Origin of the sequence: Micromonospora sp. NBC_01740, from assembly GCF_035920365.1 — a bacterium.
In the GTDB taxonomy this organism is placed as follows: domain Bacteria; phylum Actinomycetota; class Actinomycetes; order Mycobacteriales; family Micromonosporaceae; genus Micromonospora; species Micromonospora reichwaldensis.
Map to the genome: position 1 here is coordinate 6,742,490 of NZ_CP109150.1, position 20,984 is coordinate 6,763,473.

The following is a 20,984-nucleotide window of genomic DNA, read 5'->3' on the forward strand; positions in this document are numbered from 1 at the left end:
TCTACGTTAGGGTCCGGAGCGCAAGGCCAGTGCAGATTGATCACACCTTCCAGACTCTGGGACGTGTAGTCTCGCGCGGTGGATTTTCTTGACAGGGACCTGTTCGGCCGGTTGGAGCACTTCTACGACGCGGTGCCCCGGGACGCGGCGCGTACGGAGGAGTACGGCCCGCTCGTACTGTTCGTCAGGGAAGGCGCCGGCTGGCCGTTCTACGCCCGGCCCCGGCTCGACGCCACCGGTGCGCCGTCGCTGGCCGACATCACGGCCGTACGCGAGCGGCAGCGCGAACTCGGCCTGCCCGAGGCCCTCGAATGGGTGCACGAGACCACCCCCGACCTGCTGGCCGTGGCCCGCTCGGCGGGGCTGGCGGTGCTGGAGGCGCCGCTGATGGTGCTCGACCCGGCCGCCCTGCCCGACCCGGGCACCCTCACGGACGTACCGCTGCGGATGCTCGACGCGGCGGCGCCCGACTTCGCGGCGGACGTGGCGGCGCGGCGGGCGGTCGCCGCCGTCGGGTTCTCCGCGGCCGGCACCGAACCCGGCGACGCCGGCACCGCGCAGCGCGACGCCGCGATGGCCGAGCTGGACGAGGCCGCGCTCGACGAGGAGCGGACCCGCGTCGCGGACGGCCGGCGCCTGTCCGTGCTGGCGGAGACGCCCGCCGAGGGCGCGCTGGCCAGCGGAATGGCGATGCGCGTCGGCGACGTCGCCGAGATCGCCGGCGTGGCCACCCTGCCGGCCGCCCGCCGCCGTGGCCTGGGCGCGGCGGTCACCGCCACGCTCGCCCGCGAGCTGCTGGCCGCCGGCACCGACCTGGTCTTCCTCTCGGCGGGCAGCGAGGACATCGCCCGGGTCTACCTGCGCGTCGGCTTCCGCCGCATCGGCACCGCCTGCATCGCCGAACCCACCCCGGTCACCCCCTGACCAAGCCCTCGGGCGGCACATCGGCCCGGCGGGTCAGGTCGGGGGGCGCCACTGGGCGGCCGTGGTGGCGGCCGTGGAGAGGAGGCGAGGGCTCAGGGCGCCCAGGGCTACGTCGCGGGCGCGCAGCGCCAGCGGGCCCCGGGCCTTCAGCACCGCCGACATCCGGCGGGTCTGCCGGACCACCGTCGCCGCCCGGGGCCGGCGCACCCGGTCGTACGCGACCACCGCGTCGGGCAGGCGGGACTCGCGCAGCAGCGAGGCGAGGGTGGCGGCGTCCTCGAAGGCGAGGCAGGCGCCCTGACCGAGGTGCGGCGGCATGGCGTGGGCGGCGTCGCCGAGCAGCACCACCCCGCCCGGGCCGGTCGGGAAGCCGTACGACCTCGGCAGCGGCCGCAGCTCGCGGATCTCCTGCTGCACCAGGTCCGCCGGGTCGGTGGCGTCGAGCAGGTCGGCGATCGGCGCGGGCCAGCCCGCGTACCAGCGGCGGAGCAGGGCGAGCTGGGTCTCCGGCGGCTCCGGGCGGGGCGCGCCGACGGCGGTGGCGACCCAGTAGATGCCGCCCCGGCTGGAGCCGCCGGAGGAGCCGCGCTCGCCGAGCGAGGCCGACACGAAGCGGTAGCCGGCACCGAGCACCTCGCCGCCGACGGGCCGGTCGGCGGGCAGCTTCGGGGCCCGGTACCAGGGGATCACCGCCCGCCAGGCGGCGCAGCCGGAGCTGACCACGCCGGACTCGGGGGCGAGTTGCCGGCGCAGCGCGCTGTCGGTGCCGTCGGCGGCGACGACCAGGTCGGCCTCGATGGTGTGCCGGCCGTCGCCGACCGAGGGGCGCTCCCCGGAGACGGCGCGGACCGTCCGCACGGTCACCCCGGTGCGCAGCTCGACCTCGTCGCCCAGGCCGGCGATGAGCGCGTCGTGCAGGTCCTCCCGGTGCACCACCACCGGCATCCGGTCGGCCGGCGTGGGGCGGGGCTGCACCAGCCAGTGCCCGTCCGGGCGGCGCACCCCGCCGTCGGGCAGCCCCGTGGCGATCGCCTCCAGGCCGGCGCCGAGGCCGAGGGCGCGCAGCGCGCGTACGCCGTTGGGCCAGAGCGCCACGGCGGTCGGCTCGGGGCGGACGCGGTCGGCACGTTCCAGCAGGGTGACCCGCCAGCCGGAGCGGGCCAGCGCGCCGGCGACCGCGAGGCCGCCGATCCCGGCGCCGACCACGACCGCGCTACGCATCGGGTGCTCCTCCTCAGCTGTCGCGCTCGGCGGGCCGGGTGCCCGTGGCCCCGGCCCGGTCCTGCGGGATCTCCCCGGCGGGCGCGGCACCGTCACCGGCGGATCCCGGGGTGTCCTCCGCACCGGCCGTCCCGTCCGACGGCGCGTCCACCGAGCCGGGCGTGGCCGCCCCGTCCGGCTCGGCCGGCGTCTCGCCGGTCTCCTGCCAGTGCCGGTACTGCTCCTCGCTCACCACGCGGTAGCCCTCTGGGGCGGCCGGCCCCGCGCCGGCCTCCTGCGCGGACAGGTCGACCTGCGAGACGTCGGAGCCGACGGCCGGCTCCGCGGTCGCGGCAGCGCCGATGGGAATGACGTACTCCCGGGGGCCACGCACCCGCACGAAGTAGACCAGGGCGCCGAGGAAGACCAGGCCGGCGGTCCACACGTTCAGGCGTACGCCGAGGATGGTGTTCGCCTCGTCGGTGCGCATCAGCTCGATCCAGAACCGCCCGGCCGTGTAGCCCATGACGTAGAGCGCGAACGCCCGTCCCCGGCCGAGGCGCAGCTTGCGGTCGAGGACGAGGACGAGCGCGGCCACGCCGACGTTCCACAGCAGCTCGTAGGCGAACGTCGGGTGGTAGAGGCCCGGTTCGAGGATCGGCTTGCCGGCGTCGTCGCGCAGCGCGTGGCCCGGGTTGTCCGGGTCCATCCGGTGGATCTCCAGACCCCAGGGCAGGGTGGTCCGGCCGCCGTAGAGCTCGTTGTTGAACCAGTTGCCGAGCCGGCCGATCGCCTGGGCCAGCGGCAGGCCGGGGGCCAGCGCGTCGGCGACCACCCCGAACGGGATGCCGAGCTGCCGGGCCGCGAACCACGCGCCGACGGCCCCGCCGGCCACCGCGCCCCAGATGCCGAGACCGCCCTCCCAGATGGCGAACGCCTTCATCGGGTCGCCGCCGGTGCCGAAGTACTTCTCCGGAGAGGTGATCACGTGGTAGATGCGGGCGCCGACGATGCCGGCCGGCACCGCCCAGACCGCGATGTCGAGGACCGCACCGGGGGCGACGCCGCGCTGGCGCAACCGCCGCTCGGTGACCCAGCAGGCCACCACGATGCCGACGATGATGCACAGCGCGTACGCCCGGATCGGCACCGGTCCGAGCTGCCAGACGGCGGTGCTGGGGCTCGGCAGGGCCGCCTGGGGAGTCAGCGAGGCGAGAGTCACGGATGCACACGCTACCGCCGTGGCCCCCTCCGGTGGCACCCCGGTCCACCGTCCGCCGGTCCCGGTGACTTCTGGTTTGCGCCGCCGTAGGCTCTTTGTCCATGAGCGCGCTCACCTGGGCGGTCGCCGCGGTCGTCACCGACGACGCCGGCCGGGTGCTGCTGTGCCGGCAGGGCCGGGGTGAGCGCCACGGCCTGCCCGGTGGGCGGCTGCGCCCGGCCGAGAGCCCCGTGCACGCGGTCACGCGCGACATCCGGGCCGAGACCGGGTGGGAGGTCGAGGTCGTCGACCTCGTCGGCCTCTATCACCTCGCCGGGCGGTACGGGGCGGTGCTCGCCGGTCCGGCCCCGGCGGCCGGGCGTGCCGGGCCGCTGCCCGACGTCCTGGTGCACGTCTTCCGGGCGCGTACGCGGGGGTCTGGGCCGGCCGGCGACCCGGTGGGCGGCTGCCGGCCGTCCTGGCACCACCCCTCGGCGCTGCCCGAGGCGCTCACCCCGACCACCCGGGCGGCGCTCACCGACGCCCTGGCGGGCCGCTCCGGCGTGCTGCGTGACACCGCCCCGGGCGCCCCGGCGCCGACGGCGGGCCACCCACCGGGGCAGCGGAGCACCCCGCCGGCCGACCGGGCACCGCACCCCTGACCCGGGCGGGACAGGAGGCCGGGCACCGCACCCCTGACCCGGGCGGCACGGGAAGCCGGGCACCGCGCCACCGACCCGGGCGGGACAGGAGGCCGGGCACGCACGGCTGACCCGGGGCGAGCGGGCGGGAGGGCGGCTGGGGGCGGGTCGGGTCAGCGGGTCGGGTTGCGGACGCCCTCGGCGAGTTCCGCGCTCAGCGCGCGCAGGGCGGCCAGCCCGGACTTCTCGTCGGGCGCGTCGAGCAGGCACCGGATCAGCGCGCTGCCGACGATGACGCCGTCGGCGTAGCCGGCGACCGTGCCGGCCTGCGCGCCCGTGCCGACGCCCAGCCCGACGCCGATCGGCAGGTCGGTGACCTCCCGCGTGCGGGAGACCAGGATCGGGGCCGCGTCGGAGGTCTTCGCCCGGGCGCCGGTGACGCCCATGATCGCGGTGGCGTAGACGAAGCCCCGGCAGTGCTCGACGGTCATCGCCAGCCGCGCGTCGGTCGAGGACGGCGAGACCAGGAAGGTGCGGTCCAGCCCGTACGCGTCCGAGGCGGCGAGCCACTCGCCGGCCTCCTCCGGGATCAGGTCCGGGGTGACCAGCCCGGTGCCCCCGGCCGAGGCGAGGTCCCGGGCGAAGGCGTCGACGCCGTAGCGCTCGACCGGGTTCCAGTAGGTCATGGTGACCACGGGCGCCCCGGTGGCCGCGACGGCCTCGATGACGCGCAGCGTGTCGCGGGTGCGTACGCCGCCGGCGAGGGCGATGTCGCTGGCCTTCTGGATCACCGGGCCGTCCATCACCGGATCCGAGTACGGGATCTCCACCTCGATGACGTCGACGCCGGCCTCGACCATCGCGGTCATCGCGGCGATGCTGCCCTCGACGGTCGGGAAGCCGGCCGGCATGCAGCCGACCAGCACGGCCCGCCCGTCGGCGCGGGCCTTGTCGAAGGCCACCCCGATCCGGCTCACGTTCTCACTGCTCCTTGTCGAGGATGCCGAAGTAGTCGCCGGCGGTGTGCACGTCCTTGTCGCCCCGGCCGGAGAGGTTGACCACGATCGTCGGCTCCCGACCCAGCTCGGCGGTGAGCTTCGGCGCGATCTTGAGGGTGCCGGCGAGCGCGTGCGCGCTCTCGATCGCCGGGATGATGCCCTCGGTGCGGCAGAGCAACTCGAACGCCGCCATCGCCTCCTCGTCGGTGACCGGCAGGTACGTCGCCCGGCCGCTGTCGTGCAGCCAGGCGTGCTCCGGCCCGACGCCCGGGTAGTCCAGCCCGGCGGAGATCGAGTGCGACTCGCACGTCTGCCCGTCGGCGTCCTGGAGCACGTACGTCCGGGTGCCGTGCAGCACCCCGGCGGACCCGCCGGTGATGCTGGCCGCGTGCCGGCCGGTCTCCACCCCGTCGCCGCCGGCCTCGAAGCCGTAGAGCCGCACGTCGGGGTCGCCGACGAAGGCGTGGAAGATGCCCAGCGCGTTGGAGCCGCCGCCGACGCAGGCGGTGACGGCGTCCGGCAGCGCGCCAGTCAGGTCCAGGCACTGCTGGCGCGCCTCGTCGCCGATGCCCCGGACGAAGTCGCGGACCATCGCCGGGAAGGGGTGCGGCCCGGCGGCGGTGCCGATCAGGTAGTGGGTGTCGTCGACGTTGGCGACCCAGTCGCGCATCGCCTCGTTCATCGCGTCCTTGAGGGTGCGCGAGCCGTTGGTGACGGGGACGACGGTGGCACCGAGCATCCGCATCCGGGCCACGTTGAGCGCCTGCCGCTCGGTGTCGACCTCGCCCATGTAGACCACGCAGTCGAGATCGAACAGGGCGGCGGCGGTGGCGGTGGCGACGCCGTGCTGGCCGGCCCCGGTCTCCGCGATCACCCGGCGCTTGCCCATCCGCCTGGTCAGCAGGGCCTGGCCGAGCACGTTGCGCACCTTGTGCGCCCCCGTGTGGTTGAGGTCCTCCCGCTTGAGCAGCACCCGCGCGCCCAGCTTGGCGGAGAACCGCTCCGCCGCGTAGAGCAGCGAGGGAGTGCCGGCGTAGTCGCGCAGCAGGGCGCCGAACTCGGCCCGGAACGACTCGTCGGCCATCGCCGCGCGGTGCGCCGCGTCCAGCTCGTCGAGCGCCGCGACCAGTGCCTCCGGTACGAACCGGCCGCCGAACCGGCCGAAGTGACCGGCGGAGTCAGGCAGCGGACCGGCCGCGGCGGCCGTCACGTCGGCGCTCATGCCGGCACTCCGCTTCGCTCCGTGCCGCCATGAGGCAACTCCGCACTGAGCCTGATGACTCGCTCGCTCCGCTCGCTCATGCCGGCACTCCGCTTCGCTCCGTGCCGCCATGAGGCAACTCCGCACTGAGCCTGAAGATTCGCTCGCTCATGGGATCGTCCTCTCGGTGCTGACGAACCGGCGCGGGGTCAGCGCACCGGGCGGGGCGTGGCCGGGTGGTTGCCGGCGTTGACCAGCTCGGCCACCGCCTCGCGGGGGCTCTTCTGGGTGACCAGACCCTCGCCGACCAGGACCGCGTCGGCGCCGGCCGAGGCGTACCGGATGAGGTCGTGCGGGCCGCGCACCCCCGACTCGGCGATCTTGACGACGCTGCTGGGCAGGCCGGGCGCGATCCGCTCGAACACCGAGCGGTCGACCTCAAGGGTACGCAGGTTGCGGGCGTTGACCCCGATGACCTGGGCGCCGGCCTCCAGGGCGCGGTCGGCCTCCTCCTCGTCGTGGACCTCGACCAGCGCGGTCATGCCCAGCGACTCGATCCGCTCCAGCAGGCCGACGAGGGCGTTCTGCTCCAGCGCGGCGACGATCAGCAGCACCAGGTCGGCACCGTGCGCGCGGGCCTCGTGCACCTGGTAGCTGGAGACGACGAAGTCCTTGCGCAGCACCGGGATGCGGACGGCGGCGCGGACGGCGGCCAGGTCGTCGAGCGAGCCGCCGAACCAGCGGCCCTCGGTGAGCACGCTGATCGCCCGCGCCCCGCCGGCGGCGTAGTCGCCGGCCAGGTCGGCCGGGTCGGCGATCTCGGCCAGCCGCCCCTTGGACGGCGACGAGCGCTTCACCTCGGCGATCACCGCGACGCCCGGCTTGCGCAGGGCCGCGTACGCGTCGAGCGGCGGCGGCGCGGCGGCGGCCAGTTCGCGGATCCGCTCCAGCGGAACCTGCTCCTGGCGCCGGGCGACGTCCTCGCGCACGCCGGCCAGGATCTCGTCGAGCACGCCTACGGACGCTGCCGTACCGGCGTCGTCCCCCTCCGCGTGCGCATGCTCAGCAGTCACCAACGGACTCCCCTCTCCGGGTGTCATGGGCCGATGCTAGGGGGCGCCACCTGGCGACGGCCGCCGGGGGTATGGCGTGCCTCACGAGATGGGCTGGGGCATAATGGCCGACCTCCGGTGAACGGGATGTCACGCAGGGCGACCGCACCCAGCGACGAAAGACACCCGACCATTCCCGCCCCCACCCCCCGGGTCATCGACGTGATCCTATCTGAGGGCGCGGCCGGCCGCCCGGCCCGGCGACCGCCGCGGACGCCGGTCGATGGTGTGACCTACCTCAAGGTCGAACGGCCCTTTGCCTGGTGGCGGCCCTGCGAGCAGTGTTGACGTGTCGGTCACCACGGCGAAACGTGAACCAGCCAGCATCGTCCTCGGGCAGACTCGATGACGCGCCTGCCCCACCGTCACCAACGATCCTCGCGGGGTGATCATGAGCACTGTCGAGCCGCACCAGCCCATCGGACTGACGACCGTCTCGCGCACGGTCGCATCGCTCGCCGTCGGCGTGGTCCACACCCTCGAGCGCGCCGTGGTGGGCGAGGCCCGCATGCGGACCGCGCGGGGCAACGCCTGGGAGGCGGTCTGCGCCGACCGGGCCCGGGCCGAGCAGCGGGCCGAGCTGGACCGCCTGGTGGCGGAGCTGGCGGCGGCCCGGGCCGCCGCCCGCGAGCACCAGCCGGTCAGCTGACCGTCGGGTCCTCGCCCCGGTCCAGCGCGTCCCACGCCTCGGTGGTGTGCCGACCGGTGACCCGGTCGCCCTCGCCCCGGGCGGCGGGCACGGCGTCGCCCGCGGGCCGCCGCTCGTAGCGGGCGCCCATCGCCGGCCAGCGCCGCCCCCGCAGCGCCGTCAGCAGCCCGCCCGCCGTGGCGAGCACCCCGCCGAGCAGGCAGAGTGCCGGCCACTGGCGGGCGACCTCGCCGTCGAACGCCGCGACCAGGCCGTAGCCGCCGCCGGTCGCCACGGCCGCGCCGAGCACGCACAGCAGCCCGCCCAGCAGCCGCCGCGCCCGTCCCCGGGTGGCGAGCACGGCCCCGCCGCCGGCCAGCCCGACCAGGGCCAGCGCCGGCAGCCAGGGCAGCAGGCCGGCGCCCGTGCGGGCGTCGCGTACCGGCGGCAGCGGGGTGGGCCGGGTGGTCAGCTCGACCGCCCAGGTGCGGGTCGACGCCCACAGCGCCAGGCCCGCGCCGGCCACGCAGAGCAGCACGGCGTACGTCAGCTCGCGCCGCTGCGTGCCGGACCGCGCGCCCCCGCCCGCGTCGGCGGCCGGAGTCGTCCCCGGCTCGGCGGCCGTCATCGGGCGGGCCGGAGGGTCTCGGCGGCGGCGATGGCGGCGAGCACGGCGGCGGCCTTGTTCCGGGTCTCCTGGTCCTCGGCTGCCGGGTCGGAGTCGGCCACCACCCCCGCCCCGGCCTGCACGTACGCCCTGCCGTCGCGCATCAGCGCGGTGCGGATCGCGATCGCCATGTCCAGGTCACCGCCGAAGCCGAAGTAGCCCACGGTGCCGCCGTAGATGCCGCGCCGGACCGGTTCCAGCTCCTCGATGATCTCCATGGCCCGCACCTTGGGCGCGCCGGAGAGGGTGCCGGCGGGGAAGGTCGCGGCCAGCGCGTCGAAGGCCGTACGGTCCTCGCGCAGCGTGCCGACCACGGTCGAGACGATGTGCATGACGTGGCTGTAGCGCTCGATGGTGGCGAACTCCGGCACCTCCACCGTGCCCGGGCGGCAGACCCGGCCAAGGTCGTTGCGCCCCAGGTCGACCAGCATCACGTGCTCGGCGCGCTCCTTCGGGTCGGCGAGCAGCTCCGCGGCGAGGCGGGCGTCGGCCTCGGGGGTGCCGCCGCGCGGCCGGGTGCCGGCGATCGGGTGCAGCAGCGCCCGCTGCCGCCCCTCGGCGTCGCTGGTCACCTTCAGGTGCGCCTCCGGCGAGGAGCCGACGATGTCGAAGCCGTCGAAGCGCAGCAGGTACATGTACGGGCTGGGGTTCGTCGTGCGCAGCACGCGGTAGACGTCCAGCGGGTCGGCGTGCGTGTCCCGCTCGAACCGCTGGGCCAGCACGATCTGGAAGCACTCGCCGGCCCGGATCGCCTCCTTGGCCGCCTCGACGGCCTTCGGGTAGCCGCCCTCGGGCGTACGGCTGCGCACCTCGCCCGCCGGGGGCCGCCCGACGGTCGAGACCATCGGCGGGATCGGCCGGGACAGCGCGGTGGTCATCGCGTCGAGCCGCCCGACCGCGTGGTGGTAGGCCGCCGTGACCTGGGCGTCCCGGTCCGGCTCGGCCAGCGGCGGCAGGATCGCGTTGGCGACGAGGATCGCCGAGCCGTCGTAGTGGTCGAGGACCACCAGGTCGGTGGCGAGCATCATGCCCAGCTCGGGCACGCCCAGGTCGTCCTCGGTCAGCTCGGGCAGCCGCTCGAAGCGCCGGATCAGCTCGTAGCCCAGGTAGCCGACCATGCCGCCGGTCAGCGGAGGCATGCCGCTGGCCGCGTCGAACGCCGGGCCGGCGAGCGCCTCGACGGTCTCGCGCAGCACCCGGACCGGGTCGCCGGAGGTGGGCAGGCCGGCCGGTGGGTGGCCCGTCCACACCGCCGCGCCGTCCCGCTCGGTCAGCGTGGCGCTGCTGCGTACGCCGATGAACGAGTAGCGCGACCAGGCCAGGCCGGCCGAGCCGACGCCCTGCTCGGCCGACTCCAGCAGGAACGTCCCCGGGCCGCCGGCGAGCTTGCGGTAGACGCCGACGGGGGTCTCCGCGTCGGCGAGCAGCCGGCGGGTGACCGGCACGACCCGCCAGCGGGCGGCCAGCTCGGCGAAGGTGGCGAGGTCGGGGCTGACCGCGCCGTCGGTGCGGGAGCCGCCGGGCGTGATCCGCTGCGCGCTCACCGGGCACCCGCCCCGTCCCCGCCGACCGGCAGCTCGGTGAAGAAGCAGGTGCGGTGCCCCGTGTGGCAGGCCGCGCCGACCTGGTCGACGTCGACCAGCAGCGCGTCGCCGTCGCAGTCCAGCGCCACCGCGCGGACGTACTGGTGGTGCCCCGAGGTGGCGCCCTTGACCCAGTACTCCCGGCGGCTGCGCGACCAGTAGGTGGCCCGGCCGGTGGTCAGGGTGCGGTGCAGCGCCTCGTCGTCCATCCAGGCGACCATCAGCACCTCACCCGAGTCGTGCTGGCGCACCACGGCGGCCACCAGGCCGTCGGGGGTGCGGCGCAGCCGGGCGGCGATGGCCGGGTCGAGCCGGGACGGACGGACCGCGCCGTCGGCCGCGGGCTCCTGCGGACTGGGGTGGGCGCCGGTCACGGGCGCGTCAGGTACGGGCACAGTGACCCATTGTCCCGCACGCGGGGCGGGCACGGGTGACGGCTCCCGCCGGGGCCGCGGCGGCCGGTGGGCGGGCCGGGTCAGCTGGTCGACGTAGCGGTCCAGCCGGCCGTCGGTCAGGGCGTCGGCCAGGTCCCCGCCGGCGGCCCGCGCGACCTCGGCGGCGTACGGGCGGACCAGCGGCAGGACGCCGGTGACGAGGCGGGCCGCGGCGGCGCAGAGCTGGCCGACGGAGCCGGGCCGCAGGCCGAGGCAGAGCAGCAGGTCCTCCCGGTAGTGCGGGGGCGCCACCGGCAGGTCGAGGGCGGCGGCGAAGGCCGCCCGCCGGGACGTCACCCGGACCGTGGGGTTGGCCAGCCGCAGGACCGACGGGCAGAGCCGGGCCAGATCGGCGGCGGCCAGCCGGACGCCGAGGTGGTCGTCGGCGTCCCGCGCGCCGGCCACCTTACCGAGCGTCGCGATCAGCTCCTCCAGCTGCGGCTCGCCGGCGGGGTGGCAGAGCACCGGCAGGTCGATCCGGGGCCGCCAGTGCGGGTCCGCCCACAGCAGCCGGACCGGCGCCGTCACCGGCAGCCCGAACGCCCATTCGGCGGGCTCGCCGAGGCGGGTCAGCCAGGAGTTCACGTCGCGGGCGGCCACCGAGACGTGGGTCAGCCGACCCCCGTGCTCGGCCAGGAACGCCCGGCGGGCGGCGTACGGGGCGCCGTCGAGCAGCACGTCGACGTCGACGTCGCTGTGTGCGGTGGCGGCCCGCCGGGCGTGGCTGCCGCGCAGCATGATGCCCACCACGGGCTGCTCGGCACCGGCCCGCAACCGGGCCGCCCATTCGCCGAGGAACCTCTCGTCCGGTGACGCAGCGTGACCCACGGCGCCATCGTGCCGTACGTCCGATCAGGGCGCAATGCCCGATGGTACGCCTGATGCCCGTTGGCGGACCCGCTGTCCGGGTCCGAAGGCTAATGCCCGACCGATCTCCCCGCCGCGCCGGGGGTCCGTGCGGGTGGACCGGGGTCGACCGTTGCGGCCCGGCGGGCGTCTCCGTTAGCGTCGAGTTCAACGGATGATGAGTTTCCCCGGGAGGCGCCGGTGGACGAGGCGATCGCCGTACGCGACCTGGTCGTCGAGCGGGGCGGGCGGCGGGTGCTGCACGGCGTCAGCGCGGACGTGCCGCGCGGTTCGGTCACCGGGCTGCTCGGCCCGAGCGGCAGCGGCAAGACCACACTGCTGCGGGCGGTGGTCGGCGTGCAGGTGGTCGGCGCCGGCTCGGTGACCGTGCTGGGGCGCCCCGCCGGGTCGCCGGAGCTGCGCCGCCGCGTCGGCTACCTCACCCAGGCGCCCAGCGTCTACGCCGACCTGACGGTGCGCGAGAACGCGCGCTACTTCGCCGCCCTGCACGGCCGGGGGCGGGCCGAAGCCGACCGGGCGGTCGCCGAGGTCGGGCTCGCCTCGGCCGCCGGCCAACTGGTCGGCACCCTCTCCGGCGGGCAGCGCAGCCGGGCGTCGCTGGCCTGCGCCCTGGTCGGGGAGCCGGAACTGCTCGTCCTCGACGAACCGACCGTCGGCCAGGACCCGGTGCTGCGGGCCGACCTGTGGGCCCGGTTCCACGCCATGGCCGCCGCCGGCACCACCCTGCTGGTCTCCAGCCACGTCATGGACGAGGCGGCCCGCTGCGACCGGCTGCTGCTGATCCGCGAGGGGCGGCTGATCGCCGACGACACCCCCGACGCGGTCCGCGCCGCCGCCGGCACCGACGACCTGGACGAGGCGTTCCTGCGGTTGATCAGGGCAGGCGCCGCCGGACGGGAGGCGTCGTGAACCCCCGGATCCTGGCCGCCACCACCGGCCGCATCCTGCGCCAACTGCGGCACGACCGGCGCACCGTGGCGCTGCTGCTGGTGGTCCCGTCGGTGCTGCTCGCCCTGGTCCACTCCATGTACGTCGACCAGCCCGCCCCGCCGGGGCAGCCGTCGACCTTCGACCGGGTCGCCCTGGTGATGCTCGGCTTCTTCCCCTTCGTGATCATGTTCCTGGTGACCAGCATCGCGATGCTGCGCGAGCGCACCACGGGCACGCTGGAGCGGCTGCTCACCACCCCGCTGGGCAAGCTCGACCTGCTCTTCGGCTACGGCATCGCGTTCGGGCTGGCCGCGGTGGTCCAGGCGGTCGTCGCGTCCGTGGTCGCGTACGGCGTCTTCGGGCTGGAGACCGCCGGGCACAGCGGGCTGGTGGTGCTGGTCGCCGCGCTGAACGCCGTGCTCGCCGTCGCGCTCGGGCTGTTCTGCAGCGCCTTCGCCCGCACCGAGTTCCAGGCCGTACAGTTCATGCCGGTCGTGGTCGTGCCCCAGTTGCTGCTCTGCGGGCTCTTCGTGCCCCGGGGCGAGATGGCGGGCTGGTTGCAGGCGGTCAGCGACGTGCTGCCCCTGTCGTACGCCGTCGAGGCGCTCCAGGAGGTCGGCGCCCACGCGGAGCCGACCGGCACGATGTGGCGGGACGTGGCGGTGGTCGCCGGCGCGGCGGCGCTGGCGCTGGTGCTCGCCGCGGCCACCCTCCGGCGGCGCAGCGGCTGAGCCGCCGCCTCGACCGGCGGGCCGCGACGCGGCCGGCGGCGGGACGACGGTGGAGCGAAGGGCGACGATGGCGCGGCGGACCGGACGACGACCCGGCAACCCGGACACCCGGCAGGCCATCCTCGACGCGGCCCGCGCCGCCTTCGCCGAGCGGGGCTTCGACGGGGCCTCGATCCGGGCCGTCGCCGCCGCCGCGCAGGTGGACCCGGCGCTGGTGCACCACTACTTCGGCAGCAAGGACCGGCTCTTCCTGGCCGCGATGCACGCGCCGGTCGACCCGGCCGAGCTGCTGCCGAGGGTGCTCGCGGGCGACCGCGCGGGTCTCGGGGAGCGGCTGGTGCGCACCTTCCTCGGCGTCTGGGACTCCCCGGCCGGCACCGCCGGCGTGGCCCTGCTGCGCTCGGCGGTGAGCAACGAGTGGACCGCCCGGCTGCTGCGGGAGTTCCTGGTCACCCAGGTGCTGCGCAGGATCCTCGACCAGCTCGACGTCGACCCGGCCGAGCTGCCGCTGCGCGGCTCACTGGTGGCCAGCCAGCTGATCGGGCTGGCCGTGATGCGGCACGTGGTCCGGCTGGAACCGGTCGCCTCGGCCGCCCCGGAGACCCTCGTCGCGGCGGTCGGCCCCACCGTGCAGCGCTACCTGACGGGCGATCTCGCCGAGGTCTTCGCCGGCTGACCGGACGGCCGGGCGACGTCGCCCGGTCAGGCGTGGTCGGCGTGCCGGGACGGGGCGTGCCGGTAGACCAACGGATGCAGGAGCCGGGTCAGCTCCGCCTGGCAGTCCAGCGGACGCGGGAACGCCAGCCGGACGCGGCGGCGGGCGCCGGGCCGGCCGTGGACGACCAGCAGGCCGTACCGGTCGATCCGGACCACCCGGGGCGCGGTGTCGATGCCGCCGTCGGCGAGGCCGAGCTGGCGGCGCAGGTACCCGGCCACCTCGGCGGCGTGGTGGTCGGCGAGGTCGGCCAGCAGCTCGGCCTCGACGGCGTGCAGCGGGTCGGGCTCCGCCTCGGCGTACGCCTCGGGGTCGATGCGGCGGACGGTGTCGCCGCGTTCCCAGCGGGCCTCGACCACCTCGAAGCGGTGCAGCCGGAACCGGGTGCCGACATCGAGCAGGTCACCGGCCGGCTCCACGGCCGCGAAGTCCAGCGCGGCGCGGCGCTCCTCGTCGCCGTCCAGCCGGGCCGCCCAGCCGGAGACCCAGGCCCGGCCGAGGCTCGGCGCGCCGGCGGCGGGCGGCAGGTCCAGCACGTCCAGCACCAGCGCGACCTCGGAGTCGCCGTCGGCGGGGCGCAGCGCGGCGGCGAGGTCGCTGACGACCGGCACCAGCAGTAGCACCCGACCGTCCGGATCGGTCACGTGCCGGACCTGGTGCGGGCCGGGCCGGTGCGCGACGTGGGCGATGCCGGGCAGCCGGCCCGCGACGAGGGTGCGGACGATCTCCGCCGGGCTGGGCCGCATGAACGACTCCTTCGTAGGTTAGCCTTACCTAACTCGGAGACTAGAGCACCGGATCGGAGACGTCCAGCGTGAACCAACCCAGGCCCAAGGCCCGCCTCTCCCGCGCCCTCGGCATCCCCCTCACCCGCAAGTGCGTGCGGTACTTCGAGCGGCGCCCATTCCCGCCCGGAGTGCACGGCCGGCAGCGCCGCAAGACCTCGGACTACCAGGTGCGACTGCTGGAGAAGCAGCGCCTGCGCCACCAGTACAACGTCAGCGAGACCCAGCTACGGCGCGCCTTCGACGAGGCCGCCCGGAGCGCGGGCAAGACCGGCGAGAGCCTGGTCGCGCTCCTGGAGCGACGGCTCGACGCGGTGGTGCACCGGGCCGGCCTGACCCGCAGCATCTACCAGGCCCGGCAGCTCGTCGCGCACGGCCACTTCACCGTCGACGGGCGCAAGGTCGACCGGCCGTCGTACCGGCTGCGTCCGGGACAGGTGGTGGCCGTCCGCGAACGCAGCCGCACGACCCTGCCGTTCCAGCTCGCCGCCGCGGGCGCCAACGCCACCGAGGGACCCGGCCAGCCGTACCTGTCGGTGGAGCTGGCCGAGCTGCGGACCACGTTGCTGCGCGAGCCCGCCCGGCACGAGGTGCCGGTGATCTGCGACGAGCAGCTGGTGGTGGAGTTCTACTCCCGCTGACCACCGCGCGGCCCGGTACACCGCCGGGCCGCGCGCCGCACGGGACCGACGCCCGCGCCGGGTCTGCTCAGCGGGACGGCTCAGCGGGTCTGCTCCAGCCAGGAGGCGTAGAGCAGGCCGTAGACCGACTCCGGGTCGCGGACCAGCTCGTCGTGCGGACCGCGCTGCACGATCCGGCCCTTGTCCACCACGATCACCTCGTCGGCGGCCTGCGCCGTGGAGAGCCGGTGCGCGATCGCGAGGGTGGTGCGCCCCCGGGTCACCGCGTCCAGGGTGCGTTGCAGCCGCACCTCCGTGGCCGGGTCGACCGCGCTGGTCGCCTCATCCAGCACCAGCAGGTCCGGGTCGGCCACGTACGCGCGGGCCAGCGCCACCAGCTGGCGCTCCCCCACGCTCAGCGCCTCGCCGCGCTCCCCCACCGGCGTGTGCAGGCCCGACGGAAGCCCGTCCAGCCAGTCCGCCAGCCCCAGCTCGGTGAAGGCCGCCGAGAGCTGCGCGTCCGTCAGCTCCGGGCGGGCGAAGCGGACGTTCTCCGCCACCGTGGCGTCGAAGAGGAAGCCGTCCTGCGGCACCATCACCACCCGCGAGCGCAGCGAGCCGAACCGGACCCGCTCCAGCGGCACGCCGGAGAGCAGCACCTGGCCGGCGGTCGGGTCCATCAGGCGGGTGAGCAGCTTGGCGAAGGTGGTCTTGCCGCTGCCCGTCTCCCCCACCACCGCCACCCGGCTCTTCGCCGGGATCTCCAGGCTGACGTCGTGCAGCACGGGCGGACCCCCCGGGTACGCGAAGCGCACCCCCGCGAAGCGGATGTCCAGCGGGCCGGACGGCAGCTCGCGCCCCTGCTCGCCCGGGTCGGCGACGTCCGGCTCGACGTCCAGCACGTCCAGCACCCGGCGCCAGCCCGCGATGGCGTTCTGCGCCTCGTTGAGCACCTCGGTGGCGATCTGCACCGGCTGGATGAAGAGCGTGACCAGGAAGAGGAAGGCGGTCACCTCGCCGATGCTCAGGGTGCGGTCGGCGCCGAGGGTCACCCCGAGCACCACCACGCCGGCCAGCGCCAGGCCGGCCGCCAGCTCCCCGACCGAGCTGCCCATGATGCTGATCCTGATCGCCCGCTGCTGGGCCCGACGCTGGCCGTCGATCGCCTCGTCGAGCCGGCGGGCCGTCCGGCCGGCGATCCCGTAGGCCCGGATCACCGGCGCGCCGACCACGCTCTCCCCGATCGCGCCGAGCAGCGTGCCTGTCCGCTGCCGGACCACCCCGTACGCCCCGGCGAGGCGGCGCTGGAGCCGCCGGATCACGAACACCGCGGGCAGGAAGGCGGCGAAGACCACCAGGGTCAGCTGCCAGGAGTACGCGAACATGACAAGCGTGGTGACCGCCAGCTGACCGAGGTTGATCACCAGGATCACGCCGCCCCACTGGAGGAACTGGGTGATCTGGTCGACGTCGCTGGTCACCCGGGAGACAAGCGAACCGCGCCGCTCCGACTGCTGGTGCAGCATCGACAGGTCGTGCACGTGCCGGAACGCCCGGATCCGCACGTTGGCCAGCGCGGTCTCGCTGACCGTGAAGAGCCGGCGCATCATCAGGTAGCCGCAGATCGTGGTCACCACCAGCACCGCGACGGTGGCGGCGACCACCGTCCAGACCACGCCCAGGTCCAGGCCGCCGACGATGCCGTTGTCGATGCCCTGCTGCACCGCCACCGGGACGGCCGCCCGGCCGACCATGTAGACCAGGGCCAGGCCGAGCGTGCCGGCCAGGCCGACCCGCAGCTCCGGGGAGAGCGCCAGACCGCGGCGCAGCGTCTGCCACGTCGTCTCGGTCGTCTCCGGAACGTCGACGGCCTCGGCCTCGGCCTTCCGCGTGTCCGTGGCAGTGGTCACCGGGCTTGCCTTTCGTTCGCGACTGCGGGGCTCCGCTGCGCTGCACTCCTCGCGCTCACCGGTCCACCTCGATTTCCAGGCCCGACGTCAGCGGGGCGACCTCGTCGTACGTCTCGTCCTTCGCGTGGTCGACCTCGGCCTGCTCGTAGGCGGTGACCAGGTCGGCGTAGCCCGGCACCGTGGCCAGCAGCTCGGTGTGCGGGCCGCGGGCGAGCACCCGGCCCTGTTCCAGGTAGACCACCTCGTCGGCCAGCGCGATGGTGGCCCGCCGGTAGGCGACCACCAGGATCGACGCGGCCGGCGCCCCGGCCTGCCCCGCCGAGGAGCGCAGCCCGGCCAGGATGGCCGCCTCCACGCGGGGGTCGACGGCGCTGGTCGCGTCGTCGAGGACCAGCAGGCGCGGCCGGCCGGCGAGCGCGCGGGCCAGGGTGAGCCGCTGCCGCTGGCCGCCGGAGAGCGAGGTGCCCCGCTCGCCGACCCTCGTGTCGAGACCGTCGGGCAGGGCCGCGACGAAGCCGTCCGCCTCGGCCAGCCGCAGCGCGGCCCAGACGTCGTCGTCGCCGATGCCCGGCCGGTCCAGGGTCACGTTGGCCCGCACCGTGTCGTCGAAGACGAACGGCACCTGGGCGACCAGCGCGGCGGTGCCCGCCAGCGAGGCGGCGGTGAGCCGGCGGACGTCCACCCCGTCCACGCACACCGTGCCGGCCAGCGGGTCGACCAGCCGCACGGCCAGCGCGGCGATCGTCGACTTGCCGGAGCCGGTCGGCCCGACCAGGGCGACGGTCTTCCCGGCGGGCACGGTGAAGGAGACGTCGCCGAGCACCTCCGTGCCGGGCAGGTGCGCCTCGGCGGGCTCGTAGCCGAACCGGACGCCCGCGAACGCGAGGGTGGCCGGGCGGGGGTCCGTCACGTCGAGCGCCGTGTCGCCGTACGCCATCTCGCCGGTCGCGTCGAGCACCCGGCGGACCCGGTCCCAGCCGGCGACGCTGCGCGGCAGCTCGGCCAGCACCCAGCCGATGGCCCGGACGGGGAACGCCAGCACCGTGAAGAGGAAGGCGACGCTGATCAGCTCGGCGACGCTGATCGCGCCCTGTTGCAGCCGGATCGCGCCGACCACCAGCACGGCGAGGGTGCCGAGGCTCGGCAGGGCCTCCAGCAGCGGGTCGAAGACGCCGCGCAGCCGCCCGACCGCCACCAGCGAGTCGCGCAGCTCTCCCGCGCGGGCGGCGAACCGGTCGGTCTCCTGCGCCTCCCGGCCCATCGTCTTGACGACCAGGGCGCCGTCGAAGCTCTCGTGCGCGATGCCGCTGACCTCGGCGCGCAGCCGCTGGGCCCGGGCCTGGCGGGGGGCCATCCGGCGCGAGTAGGCGACGTTGAGCGCGAAGAGCGCCGGGAAGACCGCGACGCCGACCAGGGCCAGCGCCCAGTCGGTGGCGAAGAGCGACGCCACCGCGCCGACCAGCATCACCAGGGTGCCGACCGCGAACGGCAGCGGGGCGATCGGGTACCAGGCGGCCTCGACGTCGGAGTTGGCGTTGGACAGCAACGTGCCGGTGGCGTTGCGGTGGTGCCACGACAGCGGCAGCTCCAGGTAGCGGCGGGTGACCCGGCGCCGGTAGGCGGCCTGGAGGCGGTACTGCATGTAACCCGCGCCGAGCCGGCGGCCGAAGATGCCGGCCACCCGCAGCACGCTGATGCCGAACAGCGCGACGGCCGCCAGGGCCAGCCCGCCGACCCCGACCTCGCCACGCTCGATCGCCGGCACCACCACGTCGCCGACCACGGCACCCACCACGTAGGCGCTGGCCACCGTCATGGCGCCGAAGAGCACACTGCCGCTCACCGCGACCGCGAAGATGCGCGGCTGCTCCCGGATCGCCCGCCCGAGGACGGCCAGCCCCCGCACCAGCACGTCCCGACTTGTCCTGCTCGCCACGCTCTCCCCCGCCGTAAGCCGCACCTATCCTCCTCATCCTTACCGGTCCGAGCCAGCTCCGCCGCCCCGGACCGCTATGTCCACCGTCACGGCCGCCCGGCCCGCTCAGCGCGCCGAGTGGGCCGGGCGCGCCTACGATCGGGGCATGCCGCGGTACGCCCGAACGGAGCGCGAGGCGCTCGTCGACCTGATGCAGACGCTCGGACCGGACGCGCCGACGGTCAACGAGGGATGGACCACCCGCGACCTCGCCGCCCACCTGGTGCTGCGCGAACGCCGACCCGACGCCGCCGGCGGCATCCTGCTCCCGCCGCTGCGCGGCTACGCCGAGCGGGTGCGCCTGCGCGTCGCCGCGCGCCCCTGGCCACGCCTCCTCGAAGAGGTGCGCCGGCCGCCGGTGTGGAGCCCGGTCAGCAACCCGCTCACCGACGAGCTGGCCAACACGCTGGAGTTCTTCATCCACCACGAGGACGTGCGCCGGGCCCGGCCGGGCTGGCTCCCCCGCGACCTGGGGGCGGGGCTGAACGCGGCGCTCTGGAAGCGGTGCACCGGGCTGGCCCGGCTGGCGCTGCGCCGGTTCCCCGCGGACGTCTTCGTCCAGGCGCCCGGCTACGGGGAGCTTTCCGTCGGCCGGGGCGGCGAACCCGTTCGGGTGGTGGGGGCGCCGGGCGAGCTGGCCCTGTTCCTCAGCGGCCGGCAGCGGGTGTCCCGGGTGCAGATCGACGGGCCGGCGGCACCGGCCGAGCGGCTCCGGGGCGCCAACCTGGGCATGTGACGCACTGCGCGTTAACGGTCACAGCACAATCCGGAAAAGCGGTTACCCAACGATAGCGACCGATCCCTGCTCCCGTACGCTGTCCCGCGCCGTCCCGCCGTGGGGCGGCGCGACAGGGGGCACCATGCGGACCTTCGCGGTCTCGGCGCTACGGGAACCCCCCTTTCCCGCGCGCCAGCACGACGCCACCGCACGGGTGGCGCGGGAGAGCACCGAGTGGGCGCTCGGCCACGGGCTGATCGCTAACGGGCACCGGCTGCACCGGCTGCGCCGGGCCGACGCCGCCGGGCTGGCCGGGCGGGCCTGCCCGGAGGGCCCGGTGGAGGGGCTGCGGCTGCTGACCGACCTGGTCTCCTGGCTGTTCGTGATGGACGACGCCTGCGACGAGGACGGCCTCGGCGACTCCCCCACCCGGCTGGCGCCGACCGTCGCCGCCCTGCTGGACGTGCTGGACGGCCACGGGGGACGGGCCGACGCCCCGGCGACCGAGACGGAGACCGTGGCCGGGCCGCTCGGCGAGGCGCTGGGCGACCTGTGCCGGCGGGCCCACGCCGCTGGCGGGCCCGTGGCGCTGCTGCGCTTCGTCGGCGAGGTGCGGGAGTATCTGCTGGCCCTGCTCTGGGAGGCGGCGAACCGGGAGCACGGGCGGGCGCCGGGGCTGGCCGAGTACGTCCAGATGCGCCGGCACACCGGAGGGGTCCACCCCAGCTTCACCCTCACGGAGCTGGCCGCCGGGGCGCTGCCGGACGCGACCCACCGCGCCGAGCCGTCGCTGGTCGCGCTCGACCTGCTCGCCGCCGACCTGGTCTGCTGGTGCAACGACGTCTTCTCGTACGGCAAGGAGCACCTCGCGCAGCCGGACGTGCACAATCTGGTCGCGGTGATCGCCGCGGGGCGGGCGACCGGCGACGAGTCGTCGGCCCTGCGGGCGGCGGCCGACCGGTTCAACGAGGGCCTCTCGGCGTACCTGACGACGGAGGCGGCGCTGCTCGCCACCGGTGACGACGGCCTGCGGCCGGCCCTCACCGCGCGGCGCAACTGGATCCGGGCCACCTACGACTGGTCGCTGGAGGCGGCCCGGTACGCCTGAGCCGGGCGTCCATCCTCCGAGACGTGGCCCAGCCGT

Annotated in this window: 20 protein-coding genes and 1 pseudogene; 9 read left to right on the top strand and 12 right to left on the bottom strand. The window is 75.6% G+C overall.

Annotated elements, in window-relative coordinates; genetic code table 11:
• The first annotated feature begins 78 nt into the window (after nt 1-78).
• Nucleotides 79-924 (top strand): GNAT family N-acetyltransferase, encoded by an 846-nt coding sequence (locus OG989_RS29250; protein ID WP_327029099.1) that lies wholly within the window; start codon nt 79-81, stop codon nt 922-924.
• 33 nt (nt 925-957) lie between these two features.
• Here the strand turns inward: OG989_RS29250 and OG989_RS29255 are convergent, their stop codons facing one another.
• Nucleotides 958-2,145, bottom strand: coding sequence for an FAD-dependent oxidoreductase (locus tag OG989_RS29255; protein ID WP_151456314.1), 1,188 nt, complete (start codon nt 2,143-2,145; stop codon nt 958-960).
• A 13-nt stretch (nt 2,146-2,158) separates the two neighbouring features.
• Entirely contained in the window at nt 2,159-3,346 is a 1,188-nt protein-coding gene (lgt, locus tag OG989_RS29260) for a prolipoprotein diacylglyceryl transferase (RefSeq protein WP_327029100.1), read from the bottom strand.
• A gap of 101 nt (nt 3,347-3,447) precedes the next feature.
• On the opposite strand from lgt, the gene OG989_RS29265 reads away from it, so the two are divergent.
• Nucleotides 3,448-3,987: an NUDIX hydrolase gene (locus OG989_RS29265; protein ID WP_327029101.1), complete on the top strand. Its 540-nt coding sequence runs from the start codon at nt 3,448-3,450 to the stop codon at nt 3,985-3,987.
• A gap of 152 nt (nt 3,988-4,139) precedes the next feature.
• Here the strand turns inward: OG989_RS29265 and trpA are convergent, their stop codons facing one another.
• The 3 genes from trpA to trpC form a co-directional block, all read right to left on the bottom strand.
• The gene (gene trpA, locus OG989_RS29270) at nt 4,140-4,943 is read right to left on the bottom strand and encodes a tryptophan synthase subunit alpha (protein ID WP_327029102.1); all 804 of its coding nucleotides are present in this window, start codon (nt 4,941-4,943) and stop codon (nt 4,140-4,142) included.
• A gap of 4 nt (nt 4,944-4,947) precedes the next feature.
• Nucleotides 4,948-6,186: a tryptophan synthase subunit beta gene (gene trpB / locus OG989_RS29275; RefSeq protein WP_151454262.1), complete on the bottom strand. Its 1,239-nt coding sequence runs from the start codon at nt 6,184-6,186 to the stop codon at nt 4,948-4,950.
• Between the two features lie 188 nt (nt 6,187-6,374).
• Nucleotides 6,375-7,178, bottom strand: a complete 804-nt coding sequence (gene trpC / locus OG989_RS29280) for an indole-3-glycerol phosphate synthase TrpC (protein ID WP_192581374.1) — start codon at nt 7,176-7,178, stop codon at nt 6,375-6,377.
• A 490-nt stretch (nt 7,179-7,668) separates the two neighbouring features.
• On the opposite strand from trpC, the gene OG989_RS29285 reads away from it, so the two are divergent.
• Nucleotides 7,669-7,926, top strand: coding sequence for a hypothetical protein (locus OG989_RS29285; protein ID WP_151454286.1), 258 nt, complete (start codon nt 7,669-7,671; stop codon nt 7,924-7,926).
• On the opposite strand, the gene OG989_RS29290 is transcribed toward OG989_RS29285, so the two are convergent.
• The 4 genes and pseudogenes from OG989_RS29290 to OG989_RS29305 all read right to left on the bottom strand — a co-directional run.
• Nucleotides 7,919-8,533, bottom strand: a complete 615-nt coding sequence (locus OG989_RS29290; RefSeq protein WP_327029103.1) for a Trp biosynthesis-associated membrane protein — start codon at nt 8,531-8,533, stop codon at nt 7,919-7,921. The two genes, OG989_RS29285 and OG989_RS29290, sit on opposite strands and share 8 nt — an antisense overlap.
• Entirely contained in the window at nt 8,530-10,116 is a 1,587-nt protein-coding gene (locus OG989_RS29295; RefSeq protein ID WP_327029104.1) for an anthranilate synthase component I, read from the bottom strand. The genes OG989_RS29290 and OG989_RS29295 overlap by 4 nt, the downstream gene beginning before the upstream one ends.
• Nucleotides 10,113-10,550: a phosphoribosyl-AMP cyclohydrolase gene (gene hisI / locus OG989_RS29300; protein ID WP_311411668.1), complete on the bottom strand. Its 438-nt coding sequence runs from the start codon at nt 10,548-10,550 to the stop codon at nt 10,113-10,115. The genes OG989_RS29295 and hisI overlap by 4 nt, the downstream gene beginning before the upstream one ends.
• 180 nt (nt 10,551-10,730) lie before the next feature.
• Nucleotides 10,731-11,327, bottom strand: a pseudogene (locus OG989_RS29305) (phosphoribosyl-AMP cyclohydrolase); the annotation flags it as partial.
• Nucleotides 11,328-11,636: 309 nt separating this feature from the next.
• Here OG989_RS29305 and OG989_RS29310 point away from each other — a divergent pair.
• From OG989_RS29310 to OG989_RS29320, 3 genes are all read left to right on the top strand, one after another.
• Nucleotides 11,637-12,365, top strand: a complete 729-nt coding sequence (locus OG989_RS29310) for an ABC transporter ATP-binding protein (protein WP_151454265.1) — start codon at nt 11,637-11,639, stop codon at nt 12,363-12,365.
• Nucleotides 12,362-13,117 (top strand): ABC transporter permease, encoded by a 756-nt coding sequence (locus OG989_RS29315; RefSeq protein ID WP_327029105.1) that lies wholly within the window; start codon nt 12,362-12,364, stop codon nt 13,115-13,117. The genes OG989_RS29310 and OG989_RS29315 overlap by 4 nt, the downstream gene beginning before the upstream one ends.
• A 67-nt stretch (nt 13,118-13,184) precedes the next feature.
• Nucleotides 13,185-13,793 carry a TetR/AcrR family transcriptional regulator gene (locus OG989_RS29320; RefSeq protein ID WP_151454267.1) on the top strand — a complete coding sequence of 203 codons (609 nt, stop codon included), beginning with the start codon at nt 13,185-13,187 and terminating at the stop codon, nt 13,791-13,793.
• A 26-nt stretch (nt 13,794-13,819) separates the two neighbouring features.
• Here the strand turns inward: OG989_RS29320 and OG989_RS29325 are convergent, their stop codons facing one another.
• On the bottom strand, nt 13,820-14,578 hold the full coding sequence (locus OG989_RS29325) for a DUF2470 domain-containing protein (protein WP_327029106.1): 759 nt from the start codon (nt 14,576-14,578) through the stop codon (nt 13,820-13,822).
• 68 nt (nt 14,579-14,646) lie between these two features.
• On the opposite strand from OG989_RS29325, the gene rpsD reads away from it, so the two are divergent.
• The gene (gene rpsD, locus OG989_RS29330; RefSeq protein ID WP_151454269.1) at nt 14,647-15,258 is read left to right on the top strand and encodes a 30S ribosomal protein S4; all 612 of its coding nucleotides are present in this window, start codon (nt 14,647-14,649) and stop codon (nt 15,256-15,258) included.
• A gap of 80 nt (nt 15,259-15,338) precedes the next feature.
• On the opposite strand, the gene OG989_RS29335 is transcribed toward rpsD, so the two are convergent.
• The gene (locus OG989_RS29335) at nt 15,339-17,066 is read right to left on the bottom strand and encodes an ABC transporter ATP-binding protein (RefSeq protein WP_151454289.1); all 1,728 of its coding nucleotides are present in this window, start codon (nt 17,064-17,066) and stop codon (nt 15,339-15,341) included.
• 136 nt (nt 17,067-17,202) lie between these two features.
• Nucleotides 17,203-19,083 (bottom strand): ABC transporter ATP-binding protein, encoded by a 1,881-nt coding sequence (locus OG989_RS29340; RefSeq protein ID WP_327031256.1) that lies wholly within the window; start codon nt 19,081-19,083, stop codon nt 17,203-17,205.
• Nucleotides 19,084-19,228: 145 nt separating this feature from the next.
• Here OG989_RS29340 and OG989_RS29345 point away from each other — a divergent pair, with 145 nt between their 5' ends.
• Together OG989_RS29345 and OG989_RS29350 are read left to right on the top strand one after the other, a co-directional pair.
• Complete coding sequence (locus OG989_RS29345; RefSeq protein ID WP_327029107.1) at nt 19,229-19,858, top strand: TIGR03085 family metal-binding protein; 630 nt, start codon at nt 19,229-19,231, stop codon at nt 19,856-19,858.
• 124 nt (nt 19,859-19,982) lie between these two features.
• Nucleotides 19,983-20,948, top strand: coding sequence for a terpene synthase family protein (locus OG989_RS29350; RefSeq protein ID WP_327029108.1), 966 nt, complete (start codon nt 19,983-19,985; stop codon nt 20,946-20,948).
• Nucleotides 20,949-20,984: the final 36 nt, after the last annotated feature.

Coding starts and splice junctions, on each gene's coding strand:
- OG989_RS29255 (WP_151456314.1), bottom strand. CDS start 2,145: ATGCGTAGCGCGGTCGTGGTCGGCGCCGGGATCGGCGGCCTCGCGGTC.
- OG989_RS29265 (WP_327029101.1), top strand. CDS start 3,448: ATGAGCGCGCTCACCTGGGCGGTCGCCGCGGTCGTCACCGACGACGCC.
- trpB (WP_151454262.1), bottom strand. CDS start 6,186: ATGAGCGCCGACGTGACGGCCGCCGCGGCCGGTCCGCTGCCTGACTCC.
- OG989_RS29285 (WP_151454286.1), top strand. CDS start 7,669: ATGAGCACTGTCGAGCCGCACCAGCCCATCGGACTGACGACCGTCTCG.
- OG989_RS29290 (WP_327029103.1), bottom strand. CDS start 8,533: ATGACGGCCGCCGAGCCGGGGACGACTCCGGCCGCCGACGCGGGCGGG.
- OG989_RS29320 (WP_151454267.1), top strand. CDS start 13,185: ATGGCGCGGCGGACCGGACGACGACCCGGCAACCCGGACACCCGGCAG.
- OG989_RS29325 (WP_327029106.1), bottom strand. CDS start 14,578: ATGCGGCCCAGCCCGGCGGAGATCGTCCGCACCCTCGTCGCGGGCCGG.
- OG989_RS29345 (WP_327029107.1), top strand. CDS start 19,229: ATGCCGCGGTACGCCCGAACGGAGCGCGAGGCGCTCGTCGACCTGATG.
- OG989_RS29350 (WP_327029108.1), top strand. CDS start 19,983: ATGCGGACCTTCGCGGTCTCGGCGCTACGGGAACCCCCCTTTCCCGCG.